Here is a 23,677-nt window from a genome sequence, read left to right as displayed (position 1 = left end):
CCCTTATGCCAACACGGTTGACCTTATAACGGGGGGTCCTGTTGCATCGGGGTGACCCGGAGGCAGCGGCCTCCCCTACGGAAGGGTCTCCGTCATGCGAGTGCTTCTCGTCGGCGCGGGCGGTGTCGGCACCGCCGTCACCCGGATCGCGGCCCGCAGGAAGTTCCTGACCCACATGGTCGTGGCCGACTACGACCACTCCCGCGCGCGGGCGGCGGTCGACGCGCTGCCGGGGCGGGGTGACCGGTTCAGCGCCCTGCGCCTCGACGCCGCCGACGAGGGCGCGGTTCGGCAGGCGCTCTCGGAGCACCGGTGCGACATCCTGCTGAACGCCACGGATCCACGGTTCGTGATGCCCTTGTTCCGGGCGGCCCTCGCCGCCGGGGCCCACTACATGGACATGGCCATGTCGCTGTCCGCTCCACACACCTCCCGGCCGTACGAGGAGTGCGGGGTGAAGCTCGGTGACGCGCAGTTCGAACTGGCCGGTCGCTGGGCGGAGTCGGGGCGCATGGCCCTGGTGGGCATGGGCGTGGAGCCGGGGCTGTCCGACGTCTTCGCCCGGTACGCCGCGGACGAGCTGTTCGACGAGATCGATGAGATCGGCGTCCGCGACGGCGCCGACCTGCGGGTGGAGGGCTACGAGTTCGCCCCCTCCTTCAGCATCTGGACCACGATCGAGGAGTGCCTGAACCCGCCGGTGGTCTACGAGAAGGAACGGGGCTGGTTCACCACCGCGCCGTTCAGCGAGCCGGAGGTGTTCGATTTCCCCGAGGGGATCGGGCCGGTGGAGTGCGTGAACGTGGAGCACGAGGAGGTGCTGCTGATCCCCCGCTGGGTGGACGCCCGGCGTGTCACCTTCAAGTACGGCCTCGGGGACGATTTCATCGCCCGGCTCAAGACCCTCCACGAGCTGGGCCTGGACTCGACCACCGAGGTCACCGTGCCGGGCGCGGACGGACCGGTACGGGTCTGCCCGCGTGACGTGCTCGCCGCGTGCCTTCCCGACCCCGCGACCCTGGGCGACAGGATGACCGGCAGGACCTGCGCCGGCACCTGGGTCACGGGTGTCCGGGACGGCAGGCGCCGTGAGGTCTACCTGTACCACGTGGTCGACAACCAGTGGTCCATGCACGAGTACGGCTCGCAGGCCGTGGTCTGGCAGACGGCCCTCAACCCGGTCGTCGCCCTCGAACTGCTCGCCACCGGTGCCTGGTCCGGCGAGGGGGTCCTCGGCCCCGAGGCGCTGCCGGCCCGCCCGTTCCTCGACCTGCTCACCGAGTACGGGTCACCCTGGGGCCTGCGCGAACAGACGTGAGCCGCGCGTCCGTGGGCTGGTGAGATCGGCAATCGCGGGTATAGGTGTGGCCGTCAGAAACACCACCCCCTTCTCCCGTGAGGAACCGAGGATGACCGACGACGCCTACCTCGTCCTGCTGGACGGCACCGCTTCGACTTCGACGCTCGGTGTGCCACTCGCCGCGGTCGCGGACATCGCCTGCCTGGAGACGCCCGCGGTGCGCGCGTGGCTGGACGCACAGGGGGTCACGGTCTCGTCGCCGGGTCTTCGCCTGCTCCCTCCCGAGGAGACCTCGGCCCTCCCGGAGGAGGCCGAACGGCTTCCGGTGCCCCTCAGTGACGAAGAGCTGAGCCGGGTGCGTCACCATGCCGCGCCGGAGGACGTCGCACGGCTGGAGGAGGAGCTGCTGGCCTACCGCTCCCTCGTGGAGGGGCACGAGGCGTTGCTCGTGCGTGCGCTGGCGGCCGGTGTGCCGGCCCACCGGGTCGCGGAGCTGACCGGGGAGGACCTGGCCGCCGTGACAGCGATCGCACGCCGCTAGGGGGCGACGGCTGTCACGGCGTTGCGCACCGCGGTGGAGCGGCGTCAGCCGATGTGCCAGGAGAAACTGCCGCCGTTGTTGGCGGCGACGGCGAACATCACGATCATGAGCACGATGTCGGCCACTCCCAGACCGAGTGCCCACTTGGCCATCGCGGATCCGGTCCGACGCAGTGCCACGGCACCGAAGACGATCGCGAGCGGCCCCAGGACGATCGGCAGGATGAAGAGTCCGACGATGCCGCAGACGAGTCCGGCGATCGCCAGTCCACTGGTCCTGCCACCCTTTCGGGCACCCGTGCCCGTTCTGCTGTAGGTCGACATGCTTTCTCCCGGATTTTCATGGATCGGCTGGTTTCTCCTTCAGTGACCTTCGAGTTGCCCCTCGGGGCCGATTCACACCTGCCGGTCGTCAAATGGGCTCGCTGGGCCGGGAGTTCGCGGCATCACCCGGCGAGTCGACTCACCTCCGTCGCCGCCGGCAGTTCCAGATGATCGCCCTGGAACCGCCTCCGGAGCGCGCGATCGTGGGTGACCAGCACGACCGCTCCGGAAAACCCGGTCAGCGCCTCCTCCAGTTCCTCCACCAGTGCCGGTGACAGGTGGTTCGTCGGCTCGTCGAGCAGCAGGAGGTCGGCCGGCTCCGAGACCAGTCGGGCCAGGTCCACACGGCGGCGCTGACCGTACGACAACTCGCCCATGCGCAAGCGGAGTTCCGCCGGGCGGAAGAGGCCGAGGGCGAGCAGCCCACCGGCGTGCTCGTCGGCGGTACCCACACGGCCCAGCCCGTACGCCTCGGCCACCCTCAGATCCGGCGGCCACGGCGTCCCCTCCTGGCGCAGGTGCCCCACTCGGCCCGGCACCCGCACCGAGCCCTCGTCCGCCCGCAGTTCACCGGCGAGCAGCTTCAGCAGCGTCGTCTTGCCGGCTCCGTTGGGGCCGGTGACGAGAAGCCGGCCGCGGCGGCCGAGGGTGAGGGAGCCCAGGCGCAGGCGGTCCCCCAGACGTACGTCCGACAGTTGTACGGCGGGGAACTCCTCGGGAGTGTCCCCTGTGGTCGCCATGCTCGCCGTGAAGACCAGCGGGTCCGGCGGCGGCGCCACCGGGTTCTCGGTCAGCCGCTCGACCCGCTCGCGGGCGTTGCGGATGCGGGCCATCGCGCCGTGTGCCCGGCCGCGGGCCCGGAAGCCGCCGTGGCCGAAGTTGGCCAGCGGCGCCTTACGCGGGATGGCGTCGAGGCGGGCGGCGTGGCCGGCGGCCAGCCGGTCGTTGCGAGCCAGTTCGGACCGCCACTCCTCGTATTCCTGGAGCCTGCGTCGGCGCTCCGCCGCCTTCGCCGTCCGGTAGCCGGTGTAGCCGTCGCCGTAGCGGGTCACCTTTCCCGCCTCGGCCTCCAGAACCGTGGTGGTCAGGCGTTCGAGGAAGAGGCGGTCGTGGGTGACCGCGAGCACCGTGCCGCGGTGCGCCCGCAGTTGGGTCTCCAGCCATTCCACGGCCTGGTCGTCCAGGTCGTTCGTCGGCTCGTCCAGAAGCAGGACTTCCGGACGGCCGGCGAGGACACCGGCCAGGGCGAGACGGGAGCGCTCGCCGCCGGACAGGGTGCCGAGCCGGCGCTCGCGGCCGAGTGCCGGCAGGCCGAGGTGGTGCAGCGCGATGTCCACCCGGTGGTCGGCGTCGTAGCCGCCCCGGGCCTCGTAGCGCCCGAGGAGCGCGGCGTACGCGGCGAGCGTCACCGAATTCTCCCCGTCGCCGAGCGCTTGTTCGGCCCGGCGCAGCTCCGCCTCCAGAGCACGCAGGTCCGCGAGGGCCAGGTCGACGGCGTCCTGGACGGTGGCGGTGCGGGGCAGGGGGATGGTCTGCGGCAGGTAGCCGATTCCGCCGGGGGCGGTCACGGTGACCTCGCCACGGTCGGGGCGCTCCTGACCTGCGATGAGCCTGAGGAGGGTGGACTTGCCCGCGCCGTTGTCACCGATGAGTCCGGCCTTCTCGCCCGGCTTCAGCGTGAAGGAGACCTGGTCCAGGACGGTGCGGCCCGGGTAGCGCTTGGTGACGTCGCCAAGGGTGAGTTGTGAGGTGTGCAAGATCGGGGTCCCTCCTGGCCGCGCGCCTTTCGGCGCGGGCCGGATCGGGGTGGATGGCTGCACGGCGAGGCGCGGCGACGGCGGAGCGGTGCTCTACGCGGTCGGCGCCGACGATCTCACAGGGAACCCATGCGGAGGACAGTAGGCCACCACAGGCGAATCGGCAAGACGATACGTCTCGCCTTGATGCTGTGCCGAGGCCCCCAAATGCGGCACCCGGTGATCGGCAGCCCCCTAGGCTGCTGCCCCACACGGGTGTCAGCCGGAGGGGGACGTTGTGCCACGGTCCGACGCAGCTGCCAGGACTCGTACCCGCCTGCTGTTGATGTACAACCTCACGCCGCAGGTGCAGGTGCCCGACGACATGCTCCGTCCGCTGTCCGAGGCGCTCGGCCTCGGCCGGTTCACCGCGCACGTCGAGGCCGCCGGACTGCTGCTGCCCCGGTTGGTGCTGCACGAGCGCGTCCGCGACATCACGCTGCCGTCGAACGCGGTCCGGGCCGACGGTGCGGCCGTCACCCTGGCCGTCACGCCTCGCCGGGATCCGCTCCTCTTCCTGGACGTCGACCTCGCGGACGACGCCGACGGCGCGGGCGCGATCGCCGAGACGCTCTACGCCACGTGGCAGAACCGCTCCGCCACGCGCGTCGAGGGAGTCCCGCTGACCGAGTGGCTCGACGGGCGGCTGCGGGCGTACGGCATCCCGGACCGGCCCGCCGGCCGGCCGCCGCTCGAGTTCGGGCGGAACGTCCACCAGAGCGTGTTTCCCGGAGCGGCCCTCGCCCGCGGGCTGTTGGCCGAGCATGTGCCCGGCGACGCGGTCGGCCAGGACGTGGTGACCATCGTGCTGCGCGGCACGCTGGACAGCGACACCGGCGCCACACTGGGCATTCGACGGCCCGCGACGCTGAACAACGCCGGGCAGACCATGGTGGCGCACGGCAGGGGCGTGTCGTTGATCGTCGGCTACGCGCCGCCGGTGGAGAACGCGTTCGGACTGGCCGCCGCCGGCATCCTCACCGCGGTCGCGGCCGTGCACCGCATCCGACGGCAGGCGTTCGAGGCGCTGGAGCTGGACCGGGCGGCCGCGGTCGAGACGACGGACGACGCCCGTGCCCTGGTCGCGCAGCTCTCGCGCCGGCTCAACGATCTCCAGCTCGACCTGAGCTTCAGCGTCGAGGTGTACGCCGACACGATCCTCATACCTGAGCTGCTGGTCGAGAGCTTCCACTCCTCACTGCGCGACGTCTCGTCGCTGGCGGACGCGCTGGCCAACACCTCCCGCATCGTCGAGCGCGTGAACGCCGTGCTCGCCACGCGCCGCGTGGACCTCGAGACGGCGGCCCAGCAGTACGCCGAGGACCGGGACCGGGTGCTGGCCGCGGTGATCGCCGTCGGCTCGCTCATCGCGCTCCCGCCCGCGCTGCTGCTCGCGTACTTCGGCGTCAACAGCAGCGACGTGAACCCGAGCCGGTCGATCCTGGACCTCCACCACTACGGCGTCGCGTACGCGATCGCCTGGTTGCCGTTCCTGCTGCTGATCACGGTCGGCCTGATCGCCCGCCGCCGTATATCGCTGCGCCTGTCCGCCCCGGACGACGGCCCTCCCGAGCGGCGAACCCTGCGTCCCCGGCTCGGACGGCCGCGGCGGCCCGGCCGTGACGAAAACCGGTGAACCGGCGGAGATCAACTGATCGGCGCAGCACTGAATCGTTTCGCCGGGTGAACGGGGCCACCGTTCACCACAACGGCTTCCCCGAGCTGTGAGTCTGGGCGCCGCATCGGCAACGGATCGGCAGACACCGGCAGTCACGGCTGGCGATCCCCTCACATTGGGAGCTCTCCTTGTCACTTCGTCGTATCGTCACCAGCGCCCTCGCCTCCCTCGCTCTGGCACTCGCCTCCGCCGGCGCCGTCACCCTGACCGCCGGTCCGGCCGCGGCGAATCCCTGCGGTTTCTACGAGACCGCCTCCGACGCCTACTACAACCACTGCACCTCGGACGGGTCGCACATCGTCATCGAGATCGACGACTGGGGACCCAACAGTGAACGGTGCGTGGTGCCCGGCGTGACCTGGATCGGCTCCAGCTCCGACATCGACGGCGCCTGGTACACCGGCCGCACCTGCTGAGCAGAACAGCGGGCACGGCCGGGACGGCAAGGTCCGGTGCAGCTCGGCCCTCCCCGGGGGCCGAGCTGTCCTGCCGGTCCCCACGGCTAGGGGGTGTCGTTTGGATCAGGCCGGCTCCGGGCGACGGTGCCTTGTGGCCGACCCGAGCGGGGTCTGGTGCGTGCAGCTGCAAGGCGGAGGAGCGAATCGACGCGGAGCGTCGGCGAGGGACGACAACGCCGCTGGGGGCACCTCCCACGCCCTTCAGGCAGTGGGGGAGTGCGTGCCAGGCCCCGCGACCCCGGCAAGATCCAAACGACACCCCCTAGGGTGTGCCGGATGACGTTGGAACTCGTGCAGGTGAACTTCAAGGCCAGGGACGACGCGACGCTCGGCCGGTTCTGGGCCCAGGCGCTCGGCTGGAGCATGTCGAGCGAAGGGCCCGGCGTCACCAACCTGGAACCCGAGGGCTTCGACTGGCCGGACCCGTCCGCCGTCTGCGTCGATCTCGTCCGCGTCCCGGACCCGGAGACGGTCGAGTACCGGGTGCACCTCGAACTCGCGACCACCTCCGAAGCCCATCAGGCGGAGCTGGTCGCCCGTCTGGAGGGGCTCGGGGCGACACACGCCGACGTGGGCCGGGACGGCACGCCGTGGAAGGTGATGGCCGACCCCGAAGGCAACGTGTTCAGCGTCCTGGAGCCCCGCGAGCGCTACCGGGACACGGGGCCGATCGCCTGCGTGGTCGTCGACTGCGCCGACCCACGGGAGACGGCCCGGTTCTGGGGCGAGGCGATCGACTGGACCGTCCACCAACTGACCGACGACCGCGCTCTGCTGCGCTCCGCCAAGGGCGTCGGACCGTACCTCGAGTTCCGCCGCGCGTCCGACGACGAGGGCGTGCGGAACCGGATCCATCTCGACGTGATGGCAGACCCGGTCGAGGACCAGGCGAAGGAGGTCGCCCGGCTCGAAGGTCTCGGCGCGACACGGACCGACGTGGGTCAGGGTGACGTCTCCTGGGTCGTCCTGACCGACCCCGCGGGCAACCAGTTCTGCGTCCTCGGCCGGGGCTGACGACGCCACCTTCGAGCTTGCCGTTCGACTTGTCGCGCTCGATGACCGCGAGCGGACATCGCATGACACCGCTCCGCACGCCGCGCAGAATGAGTCCCGTCGCCGGCACGGTGGCCGTCGGCGGAGGGAGCAGCGTGGACGGGAGCACGGCGGAGGGTGTCGCCTCCGGGATGCGGGAGGCGGCACGTGCGCTGCTCGCCGTCCTGGAGCCGGAGCAGGTGCGCGCGCTGCGCGCGGTGCCCGACCGGCTGGACGCGCCCGAACTGCGCGAGTGGACCTATCTGCCGGGCCCGCGCCCCGGACTCTGCACCGAAGGGCTCGACGACCGGCAGCGCGAGGTGGTCGACGCACTCCTGGCCACGGCGCACAGCGCGGCGGGAGCGGAGCTGGTGCGCGGAGCGATCGAGGTGGAGCGGCACCGTCGCGGCCGGCTGGGCCCCCTGGGCCCGGACCGCTACTGGGTGCGGCTGCTCGGCGACCCGGACGGTGACGAACCCTGGGGCTGGCGGATGAACGGCCACCACCTCGCCGTACACGTGCTGGTCACGGCCGCCGGGATCCGGGTGACCCCGCACTTCGTCGGCTCGGAACCGGCTCGCATCGGCAACGGCCCGCGGGCGGGCCACCGGCTCCTCGGTCCGGAGGAGGACCTGGCCAGGCGGCTGGTCACCAGCCTGCACGGCACCGCGCGGGCGTCGGCGGTGTTCGCCGCCGTGCCGCCGGACGACATCCTGACCCGGGCCGATCCGTTCGCCGATCCGGGTCTCCTTCCGGACGGTCTGGCGTACGACCGCCTGGCACCCGGGCAACAGCGCCTGCTGGAGCGTCTGGTGCGCCGGTATCTCGACCGCGCGCCCGCGCCGTACGCGCGGGAGTGCTGGTCGGATGCCGTGGCCCGTGGACTGGGCACCGTCTCCTTCGCCTGGGCCGGCGGCCTCGCACCCGGCGACCGGCACTACTACTGCGTGCGCGCCCCGGACTTCCTGATCGAGTACGACAACACACAGGACGACGGCAACCACGCGCACTCGGTCTGGCGGCACGTCCGCCACGACTGGGGAGCCGACCTCCTCCGCGACCACTACACGGAGCGGCACGCCTAGAGCGTGTCCCTCCGGACGAGTGACTCGATGTTCACAGGCAGGACGGCGGGCGGCGGCTCAGCTCACCACCCGATAGGTCAGGTGCGTGACCGAGGTCGCCGCCCGCGACGTCACCTGTTCGAGTTCCAACGGCGGAACACCCTCGAACAGCCGGGTGCCCGCGCCCAGGGTGAACGGCACGATGTGCAGGCGCAACTCCTGGATCAGGCCGGCCGCCAGGTACTGGTTGACGGTGGTCGCGCCGCCCAGGACCAGGACATCGGCGCCACCGGCCGCCGCGCGCGCCTGTTCCAGCGCCGACTCGATGCCGTCGGTGACGAAGTGGAACGTCGTGCCGCCGTCCATCGGCTGCGGCTCACGCTCGTAGTGGGTGAGTACGAAGACCGGGGCGTGGAAGGGCGGTGGATCGCCCCACCAGCCGTTCCACGGGCGGTCCCACGCACCCCGCACCGGGCCGAACATGTTGCGTCCCATGACGAACGCCCCGGCGGCGCCCATCCTTTCGAGCTCGGCCCGGTTCTCCTCCGGGTGGTCGAACATCCACCCGTGCAGCCTTTCGCCCGACCCGTCGCCACCGTCGTTCCCGAACGGGCGTTCCTCGGTCTGGTCCGTCCCGGCCGAGCAGCCGTCGGCCGAGATCGTGATGTCGCAGATCACCTTGCCTGTGCGCGCTGTCATGCCCACGGTTCTACACCGTCCCGCCCCCGGCTGCTCAGCAGGACATGACCGCACCCCTTTTATGCGTCAGCGTTGACAAAGTTTCACTGCACCTCATCAATAGGTAGTCCCCGGTGCCCCACCGGCACGAGGTGCGGCGCAGATACCTTCGGAGGGAGTACCAAGCATGGCGGCGACCGGAACAGACCTGTCCCGGATGCGCGAGATGAACCAGCTGTCCATCGTGTGGGCGCTGCGCGGCAACCCCCCGTCGACGGTCACCGAACTCGCGGGCCGGGCCGGTCTGTCGCGGCCCGCCGTGGACGTACTGGTGCAGGCACTGGTCACCGAGGGCTGGGCCGAGGTGCAGGAGCCCGGGGCCGGCAGCGTGGTGGGGCGCCCCGCCCGCCGTTACCGGTTCCGGGCCGACGCCGGCCATGTGCTCGGGATCGACGTCGGTGTGCACAAGGTGCTGGCGGTCCTCAGCGACCTGGAGGGCAACCTCGTACGGACGCTGCGCCGGCCGGTCGCCCCCGAGGCACCGCCCGCGGCACGGCTGTCGGAGGTCGACCGGGTCATCGACGACGTCCTCCGGGCCACCGGGATGACACCGGACGACGTCTGGGCGGTGACGGTCGGGGTGACCGGCCCGGTCGACGCCGCGGGCCGGACCAGCCTGTCCACTCCGCTGCCCGGCTGGACCGAGGCCGACCCGGTCGCCCACCTCGCGGCCCGCTTCTCCTGCCCCGTCCGGGTCGAGAACGACTGCAAGCTCGCCGCCGTGGCCGAGCGGTGGAAGGGCGTGGCGCAGGACGCCGACGACATCGTCTTCCTCCTCGCCGGACTGCGCACCGGCGCCGGTCTCATCCTGGACGGCACCCTGCGCCGTGGCCACGGCGGCGCCGCGGGAGAGATCGGCGCCCTGAAGGCGGTGCGCTGGCTCACCGCCCCGGACCACCTCCGGTCCTGCCCAGGGATCCCGGCCACGGCCGCGCCCGGCGAGGCCGCCGCCCGGGTCTTCCAGGCGGCCCGGGACGGCGACCGGGATGCGAGGACCGCGGTCCGCCGCTACACCCGCGACCTCGCGGTGGGGGTCGCGGCGCTGGTGCTGACCCTGGACCCGCAGGTCGTCGTCTACGGCGGCGGCTTCTCGCGCTCCGCCGACGTGGTCCTGGAACCGCTGCGCCGCGAACTGGCCAAACACTGCCTGCGCCTGCCGGAACTGCGCGCCTCCACGCTCGGCGACGAGAGCGTGGCCCTGGGCGCGGTGCGCCTCGCGCTGGACGAGGTGGACGACCGGTTGCTGAGCGACGGGCTCTCCGCGCCGACGGCGCCACGCCGCTAGGCGCCCGCCGCGTCGGCGCCGGGCCGCCCCGGCGCGCCGGTCCGGCTTGCCCCCTCCCTCCGCACACCACAACCACCACTCCCCCACCGGGAACGAAGGGACAGCACGTGAGCCACCGTGACCAGACATCGAGGTCGGAACTGCGCGTCGGCGTGATCGGCGTCGGCCAGCGCGCGCCCGTGGCCGCGTTGGCGAACCGTCCCGGGATCGCCCGGGTGGTCTCCTGCGCCGATCCGGACCCGCGGGGCCGGGAGGACGCCAGGGCCCTGTTCGGACCGGACGTGGTGCTGCACGAGCGGTACGAGGAGATGGCCGAGGACGGCCTGGACGCCGTGTTCGTCCTCACGCCGGACCATGTGCACACGCGGCCCGCGCTGTTCTTCCTGGCCGCCGGGGTTCCGGTGTTCGTGGAGAAGCCGCTGGCGATCACCGTCGAGGACTGCGACGCCCTGCTGCGGGCCGCGTACGACTCCCGCAGCCGCCTGTACGTGGGCCACAATCTGCGCCATCTCCCGGTGCTGCGGCGGATGCGCGAACTGATCGACGACGGTGCGACAGGGCAGGTGCGCGCCGTGTGGTGCCGCCACTTCGTCGGACACGGCGGGGACTACTACTTCAAGGACTGGCACGCCGAGCGGGCGAACACCACGGGGCTGCTCCTGCAGAAGGGCGCCCACGACCTCGACGTGATCCACTGGCTCGCCGGGGGCTACTCCAGGAACGTCGTCGCGCAGGGCGCCCTGTCGGTGTACGGCGGCAACCCCCGCCGCGGGGCCGGCGACCCGGCACCGGCGGGCGGGCGCATGCCCGACTGGTTCGACCCGGAGATCTGGCCGCCGTCCGCGTTGCGGGAACTGAACCCCGTCGTCGACGTCGAGGACATCAGCATGATGCTGACGCGCCTGGACAACGGCGTGCTCGCCAGCTACCAGCAGTGCCACTTCACGCCGGACTACTGGCGCAACTACACCGTCATCGGGGACGAGGGACGGCTGGAGAACTTCGGCGACGGCATCGAGGGCGATCCGGCGACGATCCAGGTGTGGAACCGGCACCGCTCCGGCTACCGGCGCGACGCCGACCTCACCATCCCCGTCCCCACCCCCTCCCAGGACGACCACGGCGGCGCCGACCGGGCGCTGGTCGACGAGTTCCTCCGCTTCGCCGCCGCCGGGGGCCCCACGGACACCTCCCCGGTGGCGGCCCGCGAGGCGGTCGCCGCCGCGGTGGCCGCGACGACCTCGCTGCGCTCGGGCGGCACCCCGGTCGACGTACCCGCACCGCCCGCGGCGATCGCCGACTACTTCCGGCAGCACCAGCCCGCACGGCCTCCGCACCCGCGGCCGCGTCCCTGACCCGCGCCGCATCGCCCACGGTCCGGAGCCCAGCCCCGGCACGCACGCTGCTGCAGGCGCCGGATCACTCGGCGCCGTAGTACAGCCCGAGAAACTCCTCCAGCGCCGCGTCGACGCCGGCGCGGTCACCGGTGGCGAGCAGGTCGAGCAGCAGGCCGCGGACGGTGGCGAGCCCCAGCCGGGCACGGTTCCTGGCCGCGACGGGCGACGCCCCGGCGTCGACCTCGGCAACCACCAGGGGCTCCAGCCAGTCGCTCACCAGCCCTTCGAGAACCGGGGCGGCCTCGGGGCGGCCGCGCAGCGCATGTCCGCAGATCTCGAAGAAGAGCCGCTCCTGACCGGCCACCCCCGGGTCCGTCAGCTGCCGCCACAGCAGCCGCGCCACATCGGCGGGCGAGAGACCGGGCTCCGCGCGGAGCCGGGACAGCAGCTCTCGCTGGCGCCGCTCCGCGGTCCGGACGATCTCGACGAGCAGCTGTTCCTTGGAACCGAAGTAGTGGATCAGCATGCGATGGCTGACCCCGATCGCGGCGCCGAGCCCGCGCAGGCTCAGGTCCGCGATGCCGTGTGCCGCGACGTGGTCGACGGCCGCGTCGACCAACCGCGCGCGCCGGTCTCCCCGCGTCTCCCGTCCGGCGCCGGATGCCGACTGCGAACCGTCCATGGTCACCACGCCATGAGTGTACCCATTGGTACACACCGTGTGTACCGTGTGGTACATGAAGCCTGTCACTGTGTCGATCGACGTGCCCCAGCGGCCCGAGCAGGTCTACGACTTCCTCGATGTCATGGCGCATCACGAGCGGTTCACCGATCACTACCTGTCCGGCTGGCGCCGCAGCGGCCCCGCCCGTGGCATCGGCTCGCGCGCCTCCGTCACCGCCTCGCTGGGCGGCGCGAAGGCCGACGTCGACATCGAGGTCGTCCAGGCCGACCTGCCGCGGCGCATCGTCGAACGCAACATCAGCGCGGCCGGGCGGCGACTGGCCCACGGGACCTACGCCATCGAACCGCTGGGGACCGGCGGGAGCCACGTCTCGTTCACGTACGCCTGGGTACGCGCCCCGTTCGCGGACCGTCTGCTGAGTCCCGTCGTACGCATGACGATGCGGCGCGCCAACCGCACGGCCATGCGCCGTCTGGCCGCCGAGCTGGCCCGCCACGCGTCCGCCACCGGCACCTGACCCCGTCGCGGGCGGTTGCGCGGTCGGACACCTGTCGCACACCGGCATACGGGTGTACGGTCTCGGCCCGAAGGCTTTGGGAGCGCTCCCAAAACTGCCTTCCTAATTGTCATGCCCGCTTCATATGAGGAGGAACGCGTTGAAACGCCTTTTGGCCCTGCTCGCGACCGGCGCATCGACCGTCGGCCTCACGGTGCTCGCCGGACCCCCAGCGCAGGCCGCAATCGGCTGCGCGGCCGAGTACACGATCACCAGCCAATGGGAGGGCGGCTTCCAAGCAGGGGTGAAGATCACGAACCTGGGTGATCCGGTCAGCGGCTGGAAGCTCGAGTTCGCGATGCCGGACGCCGGGCAGAAGGTCGTCCAGGGCTGGAACGCGACCTGGTCGCAGTCCGGCTCCAGGGTCACCGCCGGCGGCGTCGACTGGAACCGCACGCTGTCCACCGGCGCCTCGGCCGACCTGGGATTCGTGGGCTCCTTCACCGGTTCCAACCCGGCGCCCACGTCCTTCGCGCTCAACGGCGTGACCTGCACCGGATCCATCACCGATCCCCCGACGGACCCACCGACCGATCCGCCCGCGTCCGGCACCCCGGCCGCCGTCAACGGACAGCTGCACGTCTGCGGTGTGCGTCTGTGCAACCAGTACGACCGCCCCGTACAGCTCCGCGGCATGAGCACGCACGGCATCCAGTGGTTCGGCCCCTGCTACAACGACGCGTCCCTGGACGCACTGGCGAACGACTGGAAGTCGGACCTGCTGCGGGTCGCCATGTACGTGCAGGAGGACGGCTACGAGACCGACCCGGCGGGCTTCACCGACCGGGTGAACTCCCTGGTCGACATGGCCGAGGCACGCGGCATGTACGCGGTGATCGACTTCCACACGCTGACGCCGGGCGACCCGAACTTCAACCTCGACCGCGCCAAGACGTTCTTCGCCTCCGTCGCCGCGCGCAACGCGCACAAGAAGAACGTGATCTACGAGATCGCCAACGAGCCCAACGGGGTGAGCTGGGCGGCCGTCAAGAGCTACGCCGAGCAGGTCATCCCGGTGATCCGGGCCGCCGACCCGGACGCGGTCGTGATCGTCGGCACCCGCGGCTGGTCCTCGCTGGGCGTCTCGGACGGCGCGAACGAGAGCGAGGTGGTCAACAACCCCGTGAACGCGACCAACATCATGTACGCCTTCCACTTCTACGCCGCGAGCCACAAGGACACCTACCGCGCGGCCGTGAGCCGGGCAGCCGCACAACTCCCCCTGTTCGTATCCGAGTTCGGCACGGTCAGCGCCACCGGTGGCGGCGCGGTGGACCGGGCGAGCAGCGTGGCGTGGCTGGACCTGCTCGACCGGCTGAAGATCAGCTACGCGAACTGGACGTACTCCGACGCCGACGAGGGCAGCGCGGCGTTCAAGCCGGGCACCTGCGGAGGCACCGACTACAGCAGCAGCGGCGTACTGACCGAATCCGGGGCCCTGGTGAAGAGCCGTATCAGCACCGCCGACGACTTCCCGACGAGTTGACACCCGGCGGGGCTCCGGAGCCCTCCGGGGCCCCGCGCGAATTGACTGATTGACGGCGGAGCCCAGTGGGCAGGGTGGCAGATGATGTCATGAGCACGACTCCTCTCCCCCACAAGGAGGTCGAGCATGCACGTCCGCACACTGACCGGACATCTCGCCGCCGCCGCACTGCTGTCCCTGCCGCTGCTGAGCGGCGAGGCCGTGGCCGCCGGCGCGTCGGGCGACGCCGCGGGCTCCCCGGCCGCGGCCCGGATCCTCACCTACGACGCCGGCGGCTCCGCGGAGTTCAGGTCCGCGGTCGACCGGGGCGCGGCGATCTGGAACGAGAGCGTCGAGGGCGCTGAGCTGCGTCCGGCCACGGCAGGGCAGCGGGCCAACATACGCGTCCTGGCCGACGACGGCTGGCCGCGCGCGCTCACCACCTCCCTGGGCAACGGCACCGTCTGGATCGGCCGCCAGGCGGTCGACGAGGGCTACAACACGGTACGCATCTCGTCCCACGAGCTCGGTCACATCCTGGGGCTGCCGGACCGCAAGCCCGGGCCCTGTTCCAGCCTGATGTCGGGGTCGAGCGCGGGCATCGCGTGCACGAACCCGTACCCGAGCGCTGCGGAGAAGGCGGAGGTCGAGAACAACTTCGGCGGTGCGTCCGCAGCGCCGTCGGCGCTCGCCGCATCGGTACCCGTACTCGCCGTGGACTGACCCGGCGGGGCCGCCGGCGTGCGCCGTGCGGGGAAGCCGTGAAGAGTTCGAGCACACGTCCCGGGCTCCGGCCACGGCAGCGGAAGACTCGAAGGACTCGCTCGGCGCTTCCGTACAAGCAGGGCGCCGACCACGCGTTGGGAGACCGATCAACCATGTTCACTCTGGTACGGAGAAGAGCGCGGACGGCGGCGCTCGCGCTGTCGACCGTCGCGGCCCTCGTCTTCGGCGCGGCCACCGCGACCGGCGCCACACCGGCCCCCGCCCCCGCCTCGGCGAAGCAGGGGCCGACCTCGGTGGCCTACGTCGAGGTGAACAACAACAGCATGCTGAACGTCGGCAAGTACACCCTGGAGAACGGGGGCGGCAACGTCTTCGACGTCGCCGTGGTCTTCGCCGCGAACATCAACTACGACACGGCCTCGAAGACGGCGTACCTGCACTTCAACGAGAACGTGCAGCGCGTCCTCGACAACGCCGCCACGCAGATACGGCCGTTGCAGCAGAAGGGCATCAAGGTCGTCCTGTCGGTGCTGGGCAACCACCAGGGTGCCGGATTTGCCAACTTCCCGTCCCAGCAGGCGGCTTCGGCGTTCGCGAAGCAACTCTCGGACGCCGTGGCCGAGTACGGCCTCGACGGCATCGACTTCGACGACGAATACGCCGAGTACGGCAACAACGGCACCGGCCAGCCCAACGACAGTTCGTTCGTGCACCTGGTGACGGCACTGCGCGCGAACATGCCGGACAAGATCATCAGCCTCTACAACATCGGCCCGGCCGCGTCCCGGCTGTCGTACGGCGGCGTCGACATCTCCTCCACGTTCGACTACGCCTGGAACCCGTACTACGGCACCTGGCAGGTCCCCGGCATCGCGCTGCCCAAGGCGAAGCTGTCACCGGCGGCCGTCGAGATCGGCCGGACCTCGCAGAGCACGGTCGCCGACCTCGCCCGCCGCACCGTCGGCGAGGGGTACGGCGTCTACCTGACGTACAACCTCGACGGCAGCGATCGCAGCGCCGACGTCTCGGCGTTCACCAGGGAGCTGTACGGCAGCGAGGCCGTCTACACACCGTAAGGCACCCGCGAGCTTCGACAACGATGTCGGGAGCGGAACGGATCAGTGAGGGCCGGGCACTGGCGTCCGGCCCTCACGGGCGTGCGGCTCCGGGGTCGCGGGCCGGCGCCGGGCCCCATGGCGCCTCCAGCGCGGCCCGCAGCGCGGTGACCGCGTCCCGCCCGATCCGCTCGGCGAGCGTCTCCTCCAGGCGTCGCAGAACGAGGTCGGCCCGCTGATGCGCACGCTGCCCCTCCGGGGTGCGCCGGATCAGCCGCCGCCGGGCGGAGGCGGGGTCGGGCGCCTGTTCCAGCAGGCCGAGGCCCACCAGGCCGTGGACGGCCTGATGGGCGGTCTGCCGGGTGACGCCCATCCGACGGGCCAGCTCCGACACCGTCGTGCCGTCCTCGTCCAGCACGCTGAACAGACCCAGCTGCGTCAGGGAGACGGAGGACGCGCCGGCCTCGTCCAGAGCGGCGAGCAGGGCCTCGTCGAACCAGCGCCGGGCGTCACCGAGCAGCTGCGGGAGATTGCGGTCAGCGGGATGCATCGGTTCCTCACGGGGTGGCGGGCGGTGGGCCGGTCCGCTGGCCCACTTGGCGGTCGGCAACCCGTTGTGTCAGGCTACCTGACATTGCAGTGACGCCGACACGGGAGAGCCATGACCATCGAGTACGCCACACGCTACCGGCGCGCCTCGCGCATCCCCGCCGAACCGGGCAAGCCGTACTTCATCGAGAAGGGCGAGGGAGACCGCGCCCACCTGTTCGGCGACCTGATCACGATCTACGCCGGCGGGGAGCAGACCGATAACACCTTCAACTTCTTCACCGTCGAGGGCCCCAAGGGCGACATCATCCCGGCCCATCTGCACACCGACACCCACGAGGTCTTCTACATCACCCAGGGCGCGGTCCGTCTGTTCGTCGAGGACACCGAGGGCGAGCAGCAGGAGAAGCTGCTCACGCCCGGTGACTTCGGCTTCGTGCCCAAGAACTGCCGGCACGCCTACCGCATGGAACGCCACCACAGCCAGGTCGTCGGCGTCGCCGCCGGCCCGGGCCGTACCTTCGAGCGCTTCTTCGAAAGTCTCGGTACGCCCGCCGAAGCACTCGGACTGCCGCCCGAGCCCTACGTGCCCGAGCCGGAACGATTCGCCACCGTGCCCCAGAAGTTCGACGTGCGATTCCTGCCCGACCACCAGTGGCGCACCCCGTGACCGCCGGGCGCCGCCCCCTGCGCGAACTGATCGCCGCGCCCCATCCGGACGTCGCACCCCTGCCTCCCGCGGCCGGCCGCGAGTCGGGCACCCGGGTGCTGCGGGGCGTCCCCTTCGCCGAACGGGCGGGAAGCCGGCCGCTGGAGCTGGACCTCTGGCTGCCCGAGAACACCGGGCGGGAGGCGCTTCCCCTGGTGCTGTTCGTGCACGGCGGCGCCTGGCTGCGCGGCCGCCGGGACGACATGGGCATGCGGACACGGGACTGGGATCCCGGGCCGTTCGCGCGGATCGCCGCCGCGGGTATCGCCGTCGCCTGCGCCGACTACCGGCTGAGCGGCGAAGCGCCCTTCCCCGCGGCTGTCGATGATCTTCGCGCCGCGCTGCGCTGGCTCGGCCTGCGCGCCGCCGAGCTGGATCTGGACGTCGGTCGCACGGTGGTCTGGGGTGAATCGGCCGGCGGGCACCTGGCCTCCCTCCTGGCGCTCACCCCGCACGCCGGACCGGCCCCCGTCGGCGCCGTCGTCTGGTACGGGCCGGCCGATCTGACCACCGCCCGCGGCCCCTACGATCCGCGGTCGTCCACCACGCCGGAGGCGCTGCTGCTGGGCGGGGCCCCGGCGGCCTCCCCGGAACGGGCGCGGGACGCCAGCCCCCTGGCGCACGCCCACCCGGGCGCGCCTCCCTTCCTCCTCGTCCACGGCGAGGAGGACACCATGGTCGCGTGCTCACACAGCCGGGATCTCGCCGCGCGACTGGACGAACTGGGCGCACCGGTGCACCTCCGTACCGTGCCGGGCGCGGACCACGGCTGGTACGGCCTGACCGCCGCCCGGGTCGAGGACATATTCGACCAGTCACTGCGGTTCACCGGGCGCGTCACCCAGCGGGTCGCCGGGGGCCGGTGACGGTCCATCCCGTACGAAGGTGCCACCGGCGGTTGCCGCCAGGCCGGGCCCGAGGGCGGCCGCAGGCGTCCAGGCCCCCGGCCTGGAGGAGCCACCGGCCAGCAGTTCGGTGACCGTGGCGGCGACATCGGCCGTGTAGCCCATGCCCTCGCCCGCGCGGAGCCCTCCCTCGCGCCGGATACCGTCGGCCCACTCCACGACGGCGTGCCTCCAGGAGTGCTCGCGTGGACGGGGTGCTGCGTTGACCGTCACCCGGCTCAGCAGGCCGACGGCGCGGCGCCGCAGCGACGGGACGGACAGCAGTCGGCCCAGCAGTGGGAGCGCGGCACGCAGGAGCGGAGAGCTCGGGGCGAGGGCGGACGTGGCGGTGACGAACGGCGCTCCGCTCGCCGCGTGCGCCGCGATCAGCTCTCCGGACGCGGCACCTGCCGACTTGGCCGACGTCCCGTCCGGGAAGGTGAGCCGCCGGGGGTCCGCGCCGAGGCGCGCGGTCGCGGCGGACCCCGACGCGGCTCCGCTCACCGCCGCCCTCGACGCGATGTCCCGCGTCGGCACCCGGCTCGCGGCACAGGTGGACGACGCGGCGGAGCGCCGGGCGGTCATCGACGCCAGCCCCGAGTTGCAGGAACGGGAGCGGACCAAGGCGGCCGCGATCACCCGGGCGATCCGCGAGGCCCTGATCGAACGGCAGGTCGAGGCCGACACCGCCGAACTCGTCGCACAGCTCGCCACGGTGGCCTTCGGCAACGCCTTCCGGCACTGGATCGACGCCGGGGGTCACACGAGTTTCGGCAGCTGCCTGGAGGCGGTGACCGACGGACTGCGGGCCGCCCTCGCCGAAACGTGAGCGGCGGGCAGTCGGGCGGGTCAGCGCAGTCCGGCGAAGAGGTCGTTCTCCGGTACGGCCGCGCCGGTGGTGTCCCGGACCCGGACGAAGGTCTCCGTGCCCATCAGCTCACCGAACCTCTCCTTGCCCATCCTGAGGAAGAAGATGTTCTCGCCCTGGCTGGCGTGCGCGGCCAGCGCGTCGAACTTCTGACCGCTGAACGCGGTGGTGTCGACCCAGGTGGTGATCTCGTCGTCGGGGAGCCCGATCTCGGCCATCGCGGCGGCCTCGGCGGGGTCCGGCTCCGGCATGTCCTCACCGAACTCGCGCATGGTCTCGCCGAACCGCTGCATCATCGAGCGGGGCATCGTCGTCCAGTACACCTTCGGCGTCAGCTCCGTCATCTCCAGGGCCGCCATCGTGATGCGGTGGGCCTGAATGTGGTCGGGATGGCCGTAGAAGCCGTTCTCGTCGTAGGTGACGACCACATCGGGCCGGTAGTGCCGCATGAGTTCCGCGAGCCTCGCGGCGCCCTCCTCGACCGGGGTACGCCAGAAGGACCCCGGGGCGTCGTTGCTCGGCCAGCCCACCATTCCGGAGTCGGCGTAGTCCAGCATCTCCAGATCACTGATCTTCAGGACCTCGCAGCTCTCCTCGAGCTCCTGACGGCGCATCAGTGCGACGGCCGCCGGGTCGTGCCCCGGCTCGCCCGGCTTGACGCCCCCCGGTCCGTCACCGCAACCGCCGTCGGTACACGTCACGAGTACCGTGCGGACGCCCTCCGCCGCATACCGGGCCAGCACCCCGCCGGTTCCGGTGGCCTCGTCGTCGGGATGGGCGTGCACGGCCATGAGCGTCAAGGGTCGGTTCGTCATGAAAAGAGTCCTCCTGCAGGCATACGTCTCGCTCCGAGTACGGCGGGGGCACGGCGGTCCCGGGAAACGGCGCCCGCCCTCCGCCCTTGCAACAGCGGGGGCCGGTGCCGCTGTTCCCGACCGCGACGGTGACCCGCCCGGGCATCGGCGGCGGGTCCGGTGACCGGACGGGGACTGCCGCGGCAGGAGTTCTAGCAGGCCGCCGCTTCGTCCACCGTCGCCCGCACCTCGATGATCTCGTCGACTCCGGTGATCTCCAGGAGGCGCCGCAACTGCTGCGGCGGCGCGGCCACGCGGAGGTCGGCCGCTCGGCGGGTGAGGACCAGCAGGTTCACCAGACTCGAGTCGGCGAAGGCGATGCCGGAAGCGTCCAGAACGACCTTCGCATGCTCCTGCGCCGCGATACCCAGCGCTTCCGCCAGGGGGCCGATCGAACTCAGGTCGCACGCGCCTCGCGCGGCGACGACCCAGGCGCCGGGCCACGCGTACTGGTCCACCGTGACCTGGTCCAAGCCCTGCGGCGGGGCGGCGTCGGCCTCGCCCGTGCGCCCTGTGACCGCCTCATGCCAAGACACCTTCGGGTCCTTCCTGTGTCTCCCGCACGCGGGCCCCACCGATGCACGCAGCCTGTAGCACGAAATGTATGTCACGTATCTGGTTTCACGCAAGGTGCTCCGTAGAATGCAGCGCATGGTGGAAGTACCTGAATCTCACACCGGATGGACGTTCGTCACCAACCACGCGCGGGTGCTGGCGGCCATCGCAGACAACCCGAACATCCGGATCCGTGACATCGCCGTCCGCTGCCGGCTCACCGAGCGGGCCGTCCAGCGGATCATCTCCGACCTGGAGCAGGACGGCTACCTCTCCCACACCCGGGACGGGCGCACCAACACCTACCGCATCCAGCCGGACCGGGTCCTGCGCCACCCCGCCGAGGCGGGCCTGACCGTGGCCTCGCTCCTCTCCCTGCTCGTACAGGACGAGACCGACCGCGGACGGCACGGAAGCGTCCCGTCCAGGCCGGTCGGCGGCACCACCCTTCGCCGGGAGGGCCGAGGGTAGGGCGGGGGTCCCCGTCCCCGGCGGCGAGTTCCACGGCCGCCGCCGGCCGCGGACCCGTGTCGCCCACCGTCGGGCAGGCGGCGTTCAGCTCGGCGCCATCGGGCGGTCGGCGCGGGTGAGCAGCATGCGGGCTGACCCCCTTCCGTCACCCGGTCCGTGGAGCCCCGATGAGCACAGAGGGACAGAGCAGTGGTCGCCGTCATCCCGACAGACGTGTGGTGTTGCGGGCGGCGGTGGCCGTACCGGCGGCCGGTGCCGTGGTCGCCGGTACGGGTACCGTTCCGGCGGGAGCGGCCGAGGCGGCCGGGTGGTCCGGAGGCCGGTTCGACGCCAACAGTCCGCGGTTCGCGCTGGCGGTGCTGCCCGACACCCAGTACCTGTTCGATGCCGACAGCGCCGATCCGGCCCCGCTGCGGGCGACGTTCCGCCACCTCGTCACCGAGCGGGCCGCGGCCAACATCGCGTTCATGACGCACCTCGGCGACGTGACCGAGCACGGCACCGAGGACGAGATCGGGCTCGCGGCCGACGCCTTCCGCGTCCTGCACGGCCGGGTCCCGTACAGCGTGCTGGCGGGCAACCACGACATCCGGTCGTCCACCGACGACCAGCGGGGCGCCTCCGCCTACCTCTCCGCGTTCGGGCCCGACCGCTACCGGTCCATGCCGACGTTCGGCGGTGCCTCGCCGGACGGCTACAACAGCTACCACGTCCTGCGGGCCGGGGGCCGGCAGTGGCTCGTTCTCGCCCTGGACTGGCGGGTCTCCGACCGGGGACTGGCGTGGGCGCAGGGGGTGCTCGACCGGCACCCGACCCTGCCGGCGGTACTGACCACGCACGACATCGCCTGGTCCGGGGACGACGGCGAGGCCAGGCTGTCCGACCACGGCCGACGTCTGTGGGACGGCCTGATCAAGGGCAACGACCAGATCTTCCTGGCGCTGGGCGGGCACTACTGGCCCCCCGGCCGCACGGTGCTGACCAATGACGCCGGGCACGACGTCCACGTCCACATCACCAACTACCAGGACCGCTACTACGGCGGCGCGGGCATGATCCGCACCTACGGCTTCGACCTGGTGCGCGGGGTCGTCGACGTGGAGACGTTCTCGCCCTGGTTCCTCGCCCGGGACCCCGCGGACCGTTCCCCGCTGGCGGCCGAGACACTCGAACTCACCGGTCCCGCCGACCGGTTCACGCTCACCGTCGACTTCGAGGAGCGGTTCGCCGGCTTCGCGCCCCGGCCCGTGCCGAAGCCCCGGCCGGCCCGGGCCGTGATGCCCCGCGGCACGCTCGCCTACTGGCGCTTCGACGCGACCGGGACCGACGCGGCCCAGCGGCAGGGTGCGCCCCTGGCCGACGGCACCGTGGTCAAGGACCTGACCGGCCGCGGCAACGACCTGACGGTGCGCCGACTGCACGCCAGTGGCGCCGACGCGCTCACCTGGTCGCCCGACCACCACCGCGGTCAGCCCGCGCACGCCAGCCTCCGCTTCGACGGCGGTGAGGACCCGGACCGCGGCGCCGTCCTCAGCACCGCCGACGGGGCGGCCCTGAACAGCGAGAAGTTCCCGCGCGGGTACACCATCGAGACCTTCGTCCGGCTGCCCGAGCCGTTCGAGGGCAACCACGACTGGATGGGCATCCTCAGCTGGGAGGGCCGCAACGGCGACGCGGGCAAGACGACCGGCTGGTCCCCGCTGGAGCCGACGTGCAGCCTCAACCTCTCCCCCGAGCGGTTCCTCCAGTTCGTGGTCTACCCGCACCGCCAGGACGCCGACCCCACGTCGTGGAGCCACGCGGTGCCGGTCGGGCGCTGGATGCACATCGCCGTCGTCAACGACGGCCGCCGCACGGTGATGTACGTGGACGGCTCGAAGATCGCGCGCAATCCCACGCAGCCCTCGACCGGCATCGCGACCCTCGGCAAGCCCTTCGTCCTGGGCGGCACGCAGTTCGACGAACGGTTCGGGCAGGGCTTCTACGGCTGGCTGGGCGACACCCGGATCGTCGGACGGCCACTGCCGGTGCGGGAGTTCCTCACTCCCCTCGGCTGAATTCCGTCACGGCGGCTCCCGTGGGGTCGTTCGGACCCGGCGTGAGGGGCACGGGTCCCAGGGACTCGCCCTCCCAGAGCAGCGCTCGCCATCCCTGGTCGGGCGAGCCGGAGAGGATGACGATCCCGGTGTTCGCCAGGGGGTGCTGCCTGGCGTGGTCGACGTCCACGTTGTCGGCGCGCGCCGCGACCCACATGCGGATCGCGGCGCCGTGGCTGACCAGCGCCGCGGTCTGCGCACCGCTTTCGTGGGCCTCGGCGACGACGGCGTCGAACCGGGCGAGTGCCTCCACCCCGTTCTCGCCCCCGGGCATCCGCAGCCGCACGTCCCCGGCGGACCAGGCGAACGCGGTGTGCATGTAGGTGTGCGCCGCGTCATCGTCGCCCCGCATTTCCAGGTCGCCGGCGGTCAGCTCCCGGATACCGGCCCGGATCCGGACCTCCAGTCCGGTCGCCGAGGCCAGCGGGGCGGCGGTCAGCTGCGTACGCACGAGCGTCGACGCGTACAGCGCGTCGATCTTCTCGGACGCCAGCGCGTCGGGCAGCGCCGCCGCCTGTTCCTGGCCGAGGGCGGTCAGACCGGGGCCCGGCTCGGCGGTGTCCAGGAGGTGCTTGAGGTTGGACGGGGTCTGGCCGTGCCTGATGAGCAGCAGACGCATGCGACGGGGACCTTCTGCGGGACGACGGGGGGC

Annotated in this window: 26 protein-coding genes; 17 read left to right on the top strand and 9 right to left on the bottom strand. The window is 71.9% G+C overall.

The window, feature by feature from the left end:
- Positions 1–94 precede the first annotated feature (94 nt).
- On the top strand, positions 95–1,318 hold the full coding sequence (locus ACZ56V_RS10520; RefSeq protein WP_468940973.1) for a saccharopine dehydrogenase family protein: 1,224 nt from the start codon (positions 95–97) through the stop codon (positions 1,316–1,318).
- Between the two features lie 91 nt (positions 1,319–1,409).
- The gene (locus tag ACZ56V_RS10515) at positions 1,410–1,841 is read left to right on the top strand and encodes a DUF6003 family protein (protein ID WP_467379231.1); all 432 of its coding nucleotides are present in this window, start codon (positions 1,410–1,412) and stop codon (positions 1,839–1,841) included.
- A 44-nt stretch (positions 1,842–1,885) separates the two neighbouring features.
- Here the strand turns inward: ACZ56V_RS10515 and ACZ56V_RS10510 are convergent, their stop codons facing one another.
- Positions 1,886–2,164 carry a DUF4190 domain-containing protein gene (locus tag ACZ56V_RS10510; protein ID WP_467379230.1) on the bottom strand — a complete coding sequence of 93 codons (279 nt, stop codon included), beginning with the start codon at positions 2,162–2,164 and terminating at the stop codon, positions 1,886–1,888.
- A 122-nt stretch (positions 2,165–2,286) separates the two neighbouring features.
- A complete protein-coding gene (locus tag ACZ56V_RS10505; RefSeq protein ID WP_468940969.1) occupies positions 2,287–3,921 on the bottom strand; it encodes a TlrC/CarA/OleB/SrmB family ABC-F type ribosomal protection protein in 1,635 nt (544 codons plus the stop codon).
- A gap of 325 nt (positions 3,922–4,246) precedes the next feature.
- Here ACZ56V_RS10505 and ACZ56V_RS10500 point away from each other — a divergent pair, with 325 nt between their 5' ends.
- The 4 genes from ACZ56V_RS10500 to ACZ56V_RS10485 all read left to right on the top strand — a co-directional run bounded on the left by ACZ56V_RS10500 (position 4,247) and on the right by ACZ56V_RS10485 (position 8,213).
- Positions 4,247–5,596, top strand: coding sequence for a hypothetical protein (locus ACZ56V_RS10500; RefSeq protein ID WP_468940966.1), 1,350 nt, complete (start codon positions 4,247–4,249; stop codon positions 5,594–5,596).
- A gap of 170 nt (positions 5,597–5,766) precedes the next feature.
- The gene (locus ACZ56V_RS10495; protein ID WP_356370006.1) at positions 5,767–6,054 is read left to right on the top strand and encodes a DUF6355 family natural product biosynthesis protein; all 288 of its coding nucleotides are present in this window, start codon (positions 5,767–5,769) and stop codon (positions 6,052–6,054) included.
- A gap of 318 nt (positions 6,055–6,372) precedes the next feature.
- Positions 6,373–7,110: a VOC family protein gene (locus tag ACZ56V_RS10490; protein WP_468940962.1), complete on the top strand. Its 738-nt coding sequence runs from the start codon at positions 6,373–6,375 to the stop codon at positions 7,108–7,110.
- Positions 7,111–7,199: 89 nt separating this feature from the next.
- A complete protein-coding gene (locus tag ACZ56V_RS10485; RefSeq protein WP_398909678.1) occupies positions 7,200–8,213 on the top strand; it encodes a DUF3500 domain-containing protein in 1,014 nt (337 codons plus the stop codon).
- A 57-nt stretch (positions 8,214–8,270) separates the two neighbouring features.
- Here the strand turns inward: ACZ56V_RS10485 and ACZ56V_RS10480 are convergent, their stop codons facing one another.
- Positions 8,271–8,891 carry a dihydrofolate reductase family protein gene (locus ACZ56V_RS10480; protein WP_398909679.1) on the bottom strand — a complete coding sequence of 207 codons (621 nt, stop codon included), beginning with the start codon at positions 8,889–8,891 and terminating at the stop codon, positions 8,271–8,273.
- Between the two features lie 166 nt (positions 8,892–9,057).
- Here ACZ56V_RS10480 and ACZ56V_RS10475 point away from each other — a divergent pair, with 166 nt between their 5' ends.
- Positions 9,058–10,215: an ROK family protein gene (locus tag ACZ56V_RS10475; RefSeq protein ID WP_468940957.1), complete on the top strand. Its 1,158-nt coding sequence runs from the start codon at positions 9,058–9,060 to the stop codon at positions 10,213–10,215.
- Between the two features lie 107 nt (positions 10,216–10,322).
- Complete coding sequence (locus tag ACZ56V_RS10470; RefSeq protein WP_398909683.1) at positions 10,323–11,570, top strand: Gfo/Idh/MocA family protein; 1,248 nt, start codon at positions 10,323–10,325, stop codon at positions 11,568–11,570.
- 64 nt (positions 11,571–11,634) lie between these two features.
- Here ACZ56V_RS10470 and ACZ56V_RS10465 read toward each other — a convergent pair whose 3' ends face one another.
- Positions 11,635–12,234, bottom strand: a complete 600-nt coding sequence (locus ACZ56V_RS10465) for a TetR/AcrR family transcriptional regulator (RefSeq protein WP_398910339.1) — start codon at positions 12,232–12,234, stop codon at positions 11,635–11,637.
- Between the two features lie 55 nt (positions 12,235–12,289).
- Here ACZ56V_RS10465 and ACZ56V_RS10460 point away from each other — a divergent pair, with 55 nt between their 5' ends.
- The 4 genes from ACZ56V_RS10460 (at position 12,290) to ACZ56V_RS10445 (ending at position 16,060) form a co-directional block, all read left to right on the top strand.
- Positions 12,290–12,754, top strand: a complete 465-nt coding sequence (locus ACZ56V_RS10460; RefSeq protein WP_398909685.1) for an SRPBCC family protein — start codon at positions 12,290–12,292, stop codon at positions 12,752–12,754.
- Between the two features lie 139 nt (positions 12,755–12,893).
- A complete protein-coding gene (locus tag ACZ56V_RS10455; RefSeq protein WP_468940952.1) occupies positions 12,894–14,279 on the top strand; it encodes a cellulase family glycosylhydrolase in 1,386 nt (461 codons plus the stop codon).
- A 126-nt stretch (positions 14,280–14,405) separates the two neighbouring features.
- Positions 14,406–14,981, top strand: coding sequence for a snapalysin family zinc-dependent metalloprotease (locus ACZ56V_RS10450; protein WP_398909688.1), 576 nt, complete (start codon positions 14,406–14,408; stop codon positions 14,979–14,981).
- A 155-nt stretch (positions 14,982–15,136) separates the two neighbouring features.
- Entirely contained in the window at positions 15,137–16,060 is a 924-nt protein-coding gene (locus ACZ56V_RS10445) for an endo-beta-N-acetylglucosaminidase H (protein ID WP_467379222.1), read from the top strand.
- Between the two features lie 73 nt (positions 16,061–16,133).
- On the opposite strand, the gene ACZ56V_RS10440 is transcribed toward ACZ56V_RS10445, so the two are convergent.
- A complete protein-coding gene (locus ACZ56V_RS10440; protein ID WP_467379221.1) occupies positions 16,134–16,589 on the bottom strand; it encodes a MarR family winged helix-turn-helix transcriptional regulator in 456 nt (151 codons plus the stop codon).
- Between the two features lie 111 nt (positions 16,590–16,700).
- On the opposite strand from ACZ56V_RS10440, the gene ACZ56V_RS10435 reads away from it, so the two are divergent.
- Together ACZ56V_RS10435 and ACZ56V_RS10430 are read left to right on the top strand one after the other, a co-directional pair.
- Positions 16,701–17,258: a quercetin 2,3-dioxygenase gene (locus ACZ56V_RS10435; RefSeq protein ID WP_468940948.1), complete on the top strand. Its 558-nt coding sequence runs from the start codon at positions 16,701–16,703 to the stop codon at positions 17,256–17,258.
- The gene (locus tag ACZ56V_RS10430) at positions 17,255–18,163 is read left to right on the top strand and encodes an alpha/beta hydrolase fold domain-containing protein (protein WP_468940945.1); all 909 of its coding nucleotides are present in this window, start codon (positions 17,255–17,257) and stop codon (positions 18,161–18,163) included. The genes ACZ56V_RS10435 and ACZ56V_RS10430 overlap by 4 nt, the downstream gene beginning before the upstream one ends.
- Here ACZ56V_RS10430 and ACZ56V_RS10425 read toward each other — a convergent pair.
- Positions 18,113–18,685 carry a hypothetical protein gene (locus ACZ56V_RS10425; RefSeq protein WP_468940942.1) on the bottom strand — a complete coding sequence of 191 codons (573 nt, stop codon included), beginning with the start codon at positions 18,683–18,685 and terminating at the stop codon, positions 18,113–18,115. The two genes, ACZ56V_RS10430 and ACZ56V_RS10425, sit on opposite strands and share 51 nt — an antisense overlap.
- Before the next feature lie 16 nt (positions 18,686–18,701).
- Here ACZ56V_RS10425 and ACZ56V_RS10420 point away from each other — a divergent pair, with 16 nt between their 5' ends.
- Positions 18,702–19,010 (top strand): hypothetical protein, encoded by a 309-nt coding sequence (locus tag ACZ56V_RS10420; RefSeq protein ID WP_468940940.1) that lies wholly within the window; start codon positions 18,702–18,704, stop codon positions 19,008–19,010.
- A gap of 20 nt (positions 19,011–19,030) precedes the next feature.
- On the opposite strand, the gene ACZ56V_RS10415 is transcribed toward ACZ56V_RS10420, so the two are convergent.
- Together ACZ56V_RS10415 and ACZ56V_RS10410 are read right to left on the bottom strand one after the other, a co-directional pair.
- Positions 19,031–19,864 (bottom strand): PIG-L family deacetylase, encoded by an 834-nt coding sequence (locus ACZ56V_RS10415; protein WP_356369963.1) that lies wholly within the window; start codon positions 19,862–19,864, stop codon positions 19,031–19,033.
- A gap of 191 nt (positions 19,865–20,055) precedes the next feature.
- Positions 20,056–20,439: an STAS domain-containing protein gene (locus ACZ56V_RS10410; RefSeq protein ID WP_398909702.1), complete on the bottom strand. Its 384-nt coding sequence runs from the start codon at positions 20,437–20,439 to the stop codon at positions 20,056–20,058.
- 115 nt (positions 20,440–20,554) lie between these two features.
- Between ACZ56V_RS10410 and ACZ56V_RS10405 the strand changes: the two genes are divergently transcribed.
- Together ACZ56V_RS10405 and ACZ56V_RS10400 are read left to right on the top strand one after the other, a co-directional pair.
- Entirely contained in the window at positions 20,555–20,929 is a 375-nt protein-coding gene (locus tag ACZ56V_RS10405) for a helix-turn-helix transcriptional regulator (RefSeq protein ID WP_398909704.1), read from the top strand.
- A 167-nt stretch (positions 20,930–21,096) separates the two neighbouring features.
- Positions 21,097–22,986 (top strand): LamG-like jellyroll fold domain-containing protein, encoded by a 1,890-nt coding sequence (locus ACZ56V_RS10400; RefSeq protein ID WP_468940936.1) that lies wholly within the window; start codon positions 21,097–21,099, stop codon positions 22,984–22,986.
- Here the strand turns inward: ACZ56V_RS10400 and ACZ56V_RS10395 are convergent.
- The gene (locus tag ACZ56V_RS10395) at positions 22,970–23,644 is read right to left on the bottom strand and encodes a histidine phosphatase family protein (protein ID WP_398909708.1); all 675 of its coding nucleotides are present in this window, start codon (positions 23,642–23,644) and stop codon (positions 22,970–22,972) included. The two genes, ACZ56V_RS10400 and ACZ56V_RS10395, sit on opposite strands and share 17 nt — an antisense overlap.
- Positions 23,645–23,677: the final 33 nt, after the last annotated feature.

It is taken from the genome of Streptomyces sp. NPDC034099 (assembly GCF_055575415.1).
Note: the sequence above shows the minus strand (reverse complement) of the source record. Positions and strands in the feature narration are given on the sequence as shown.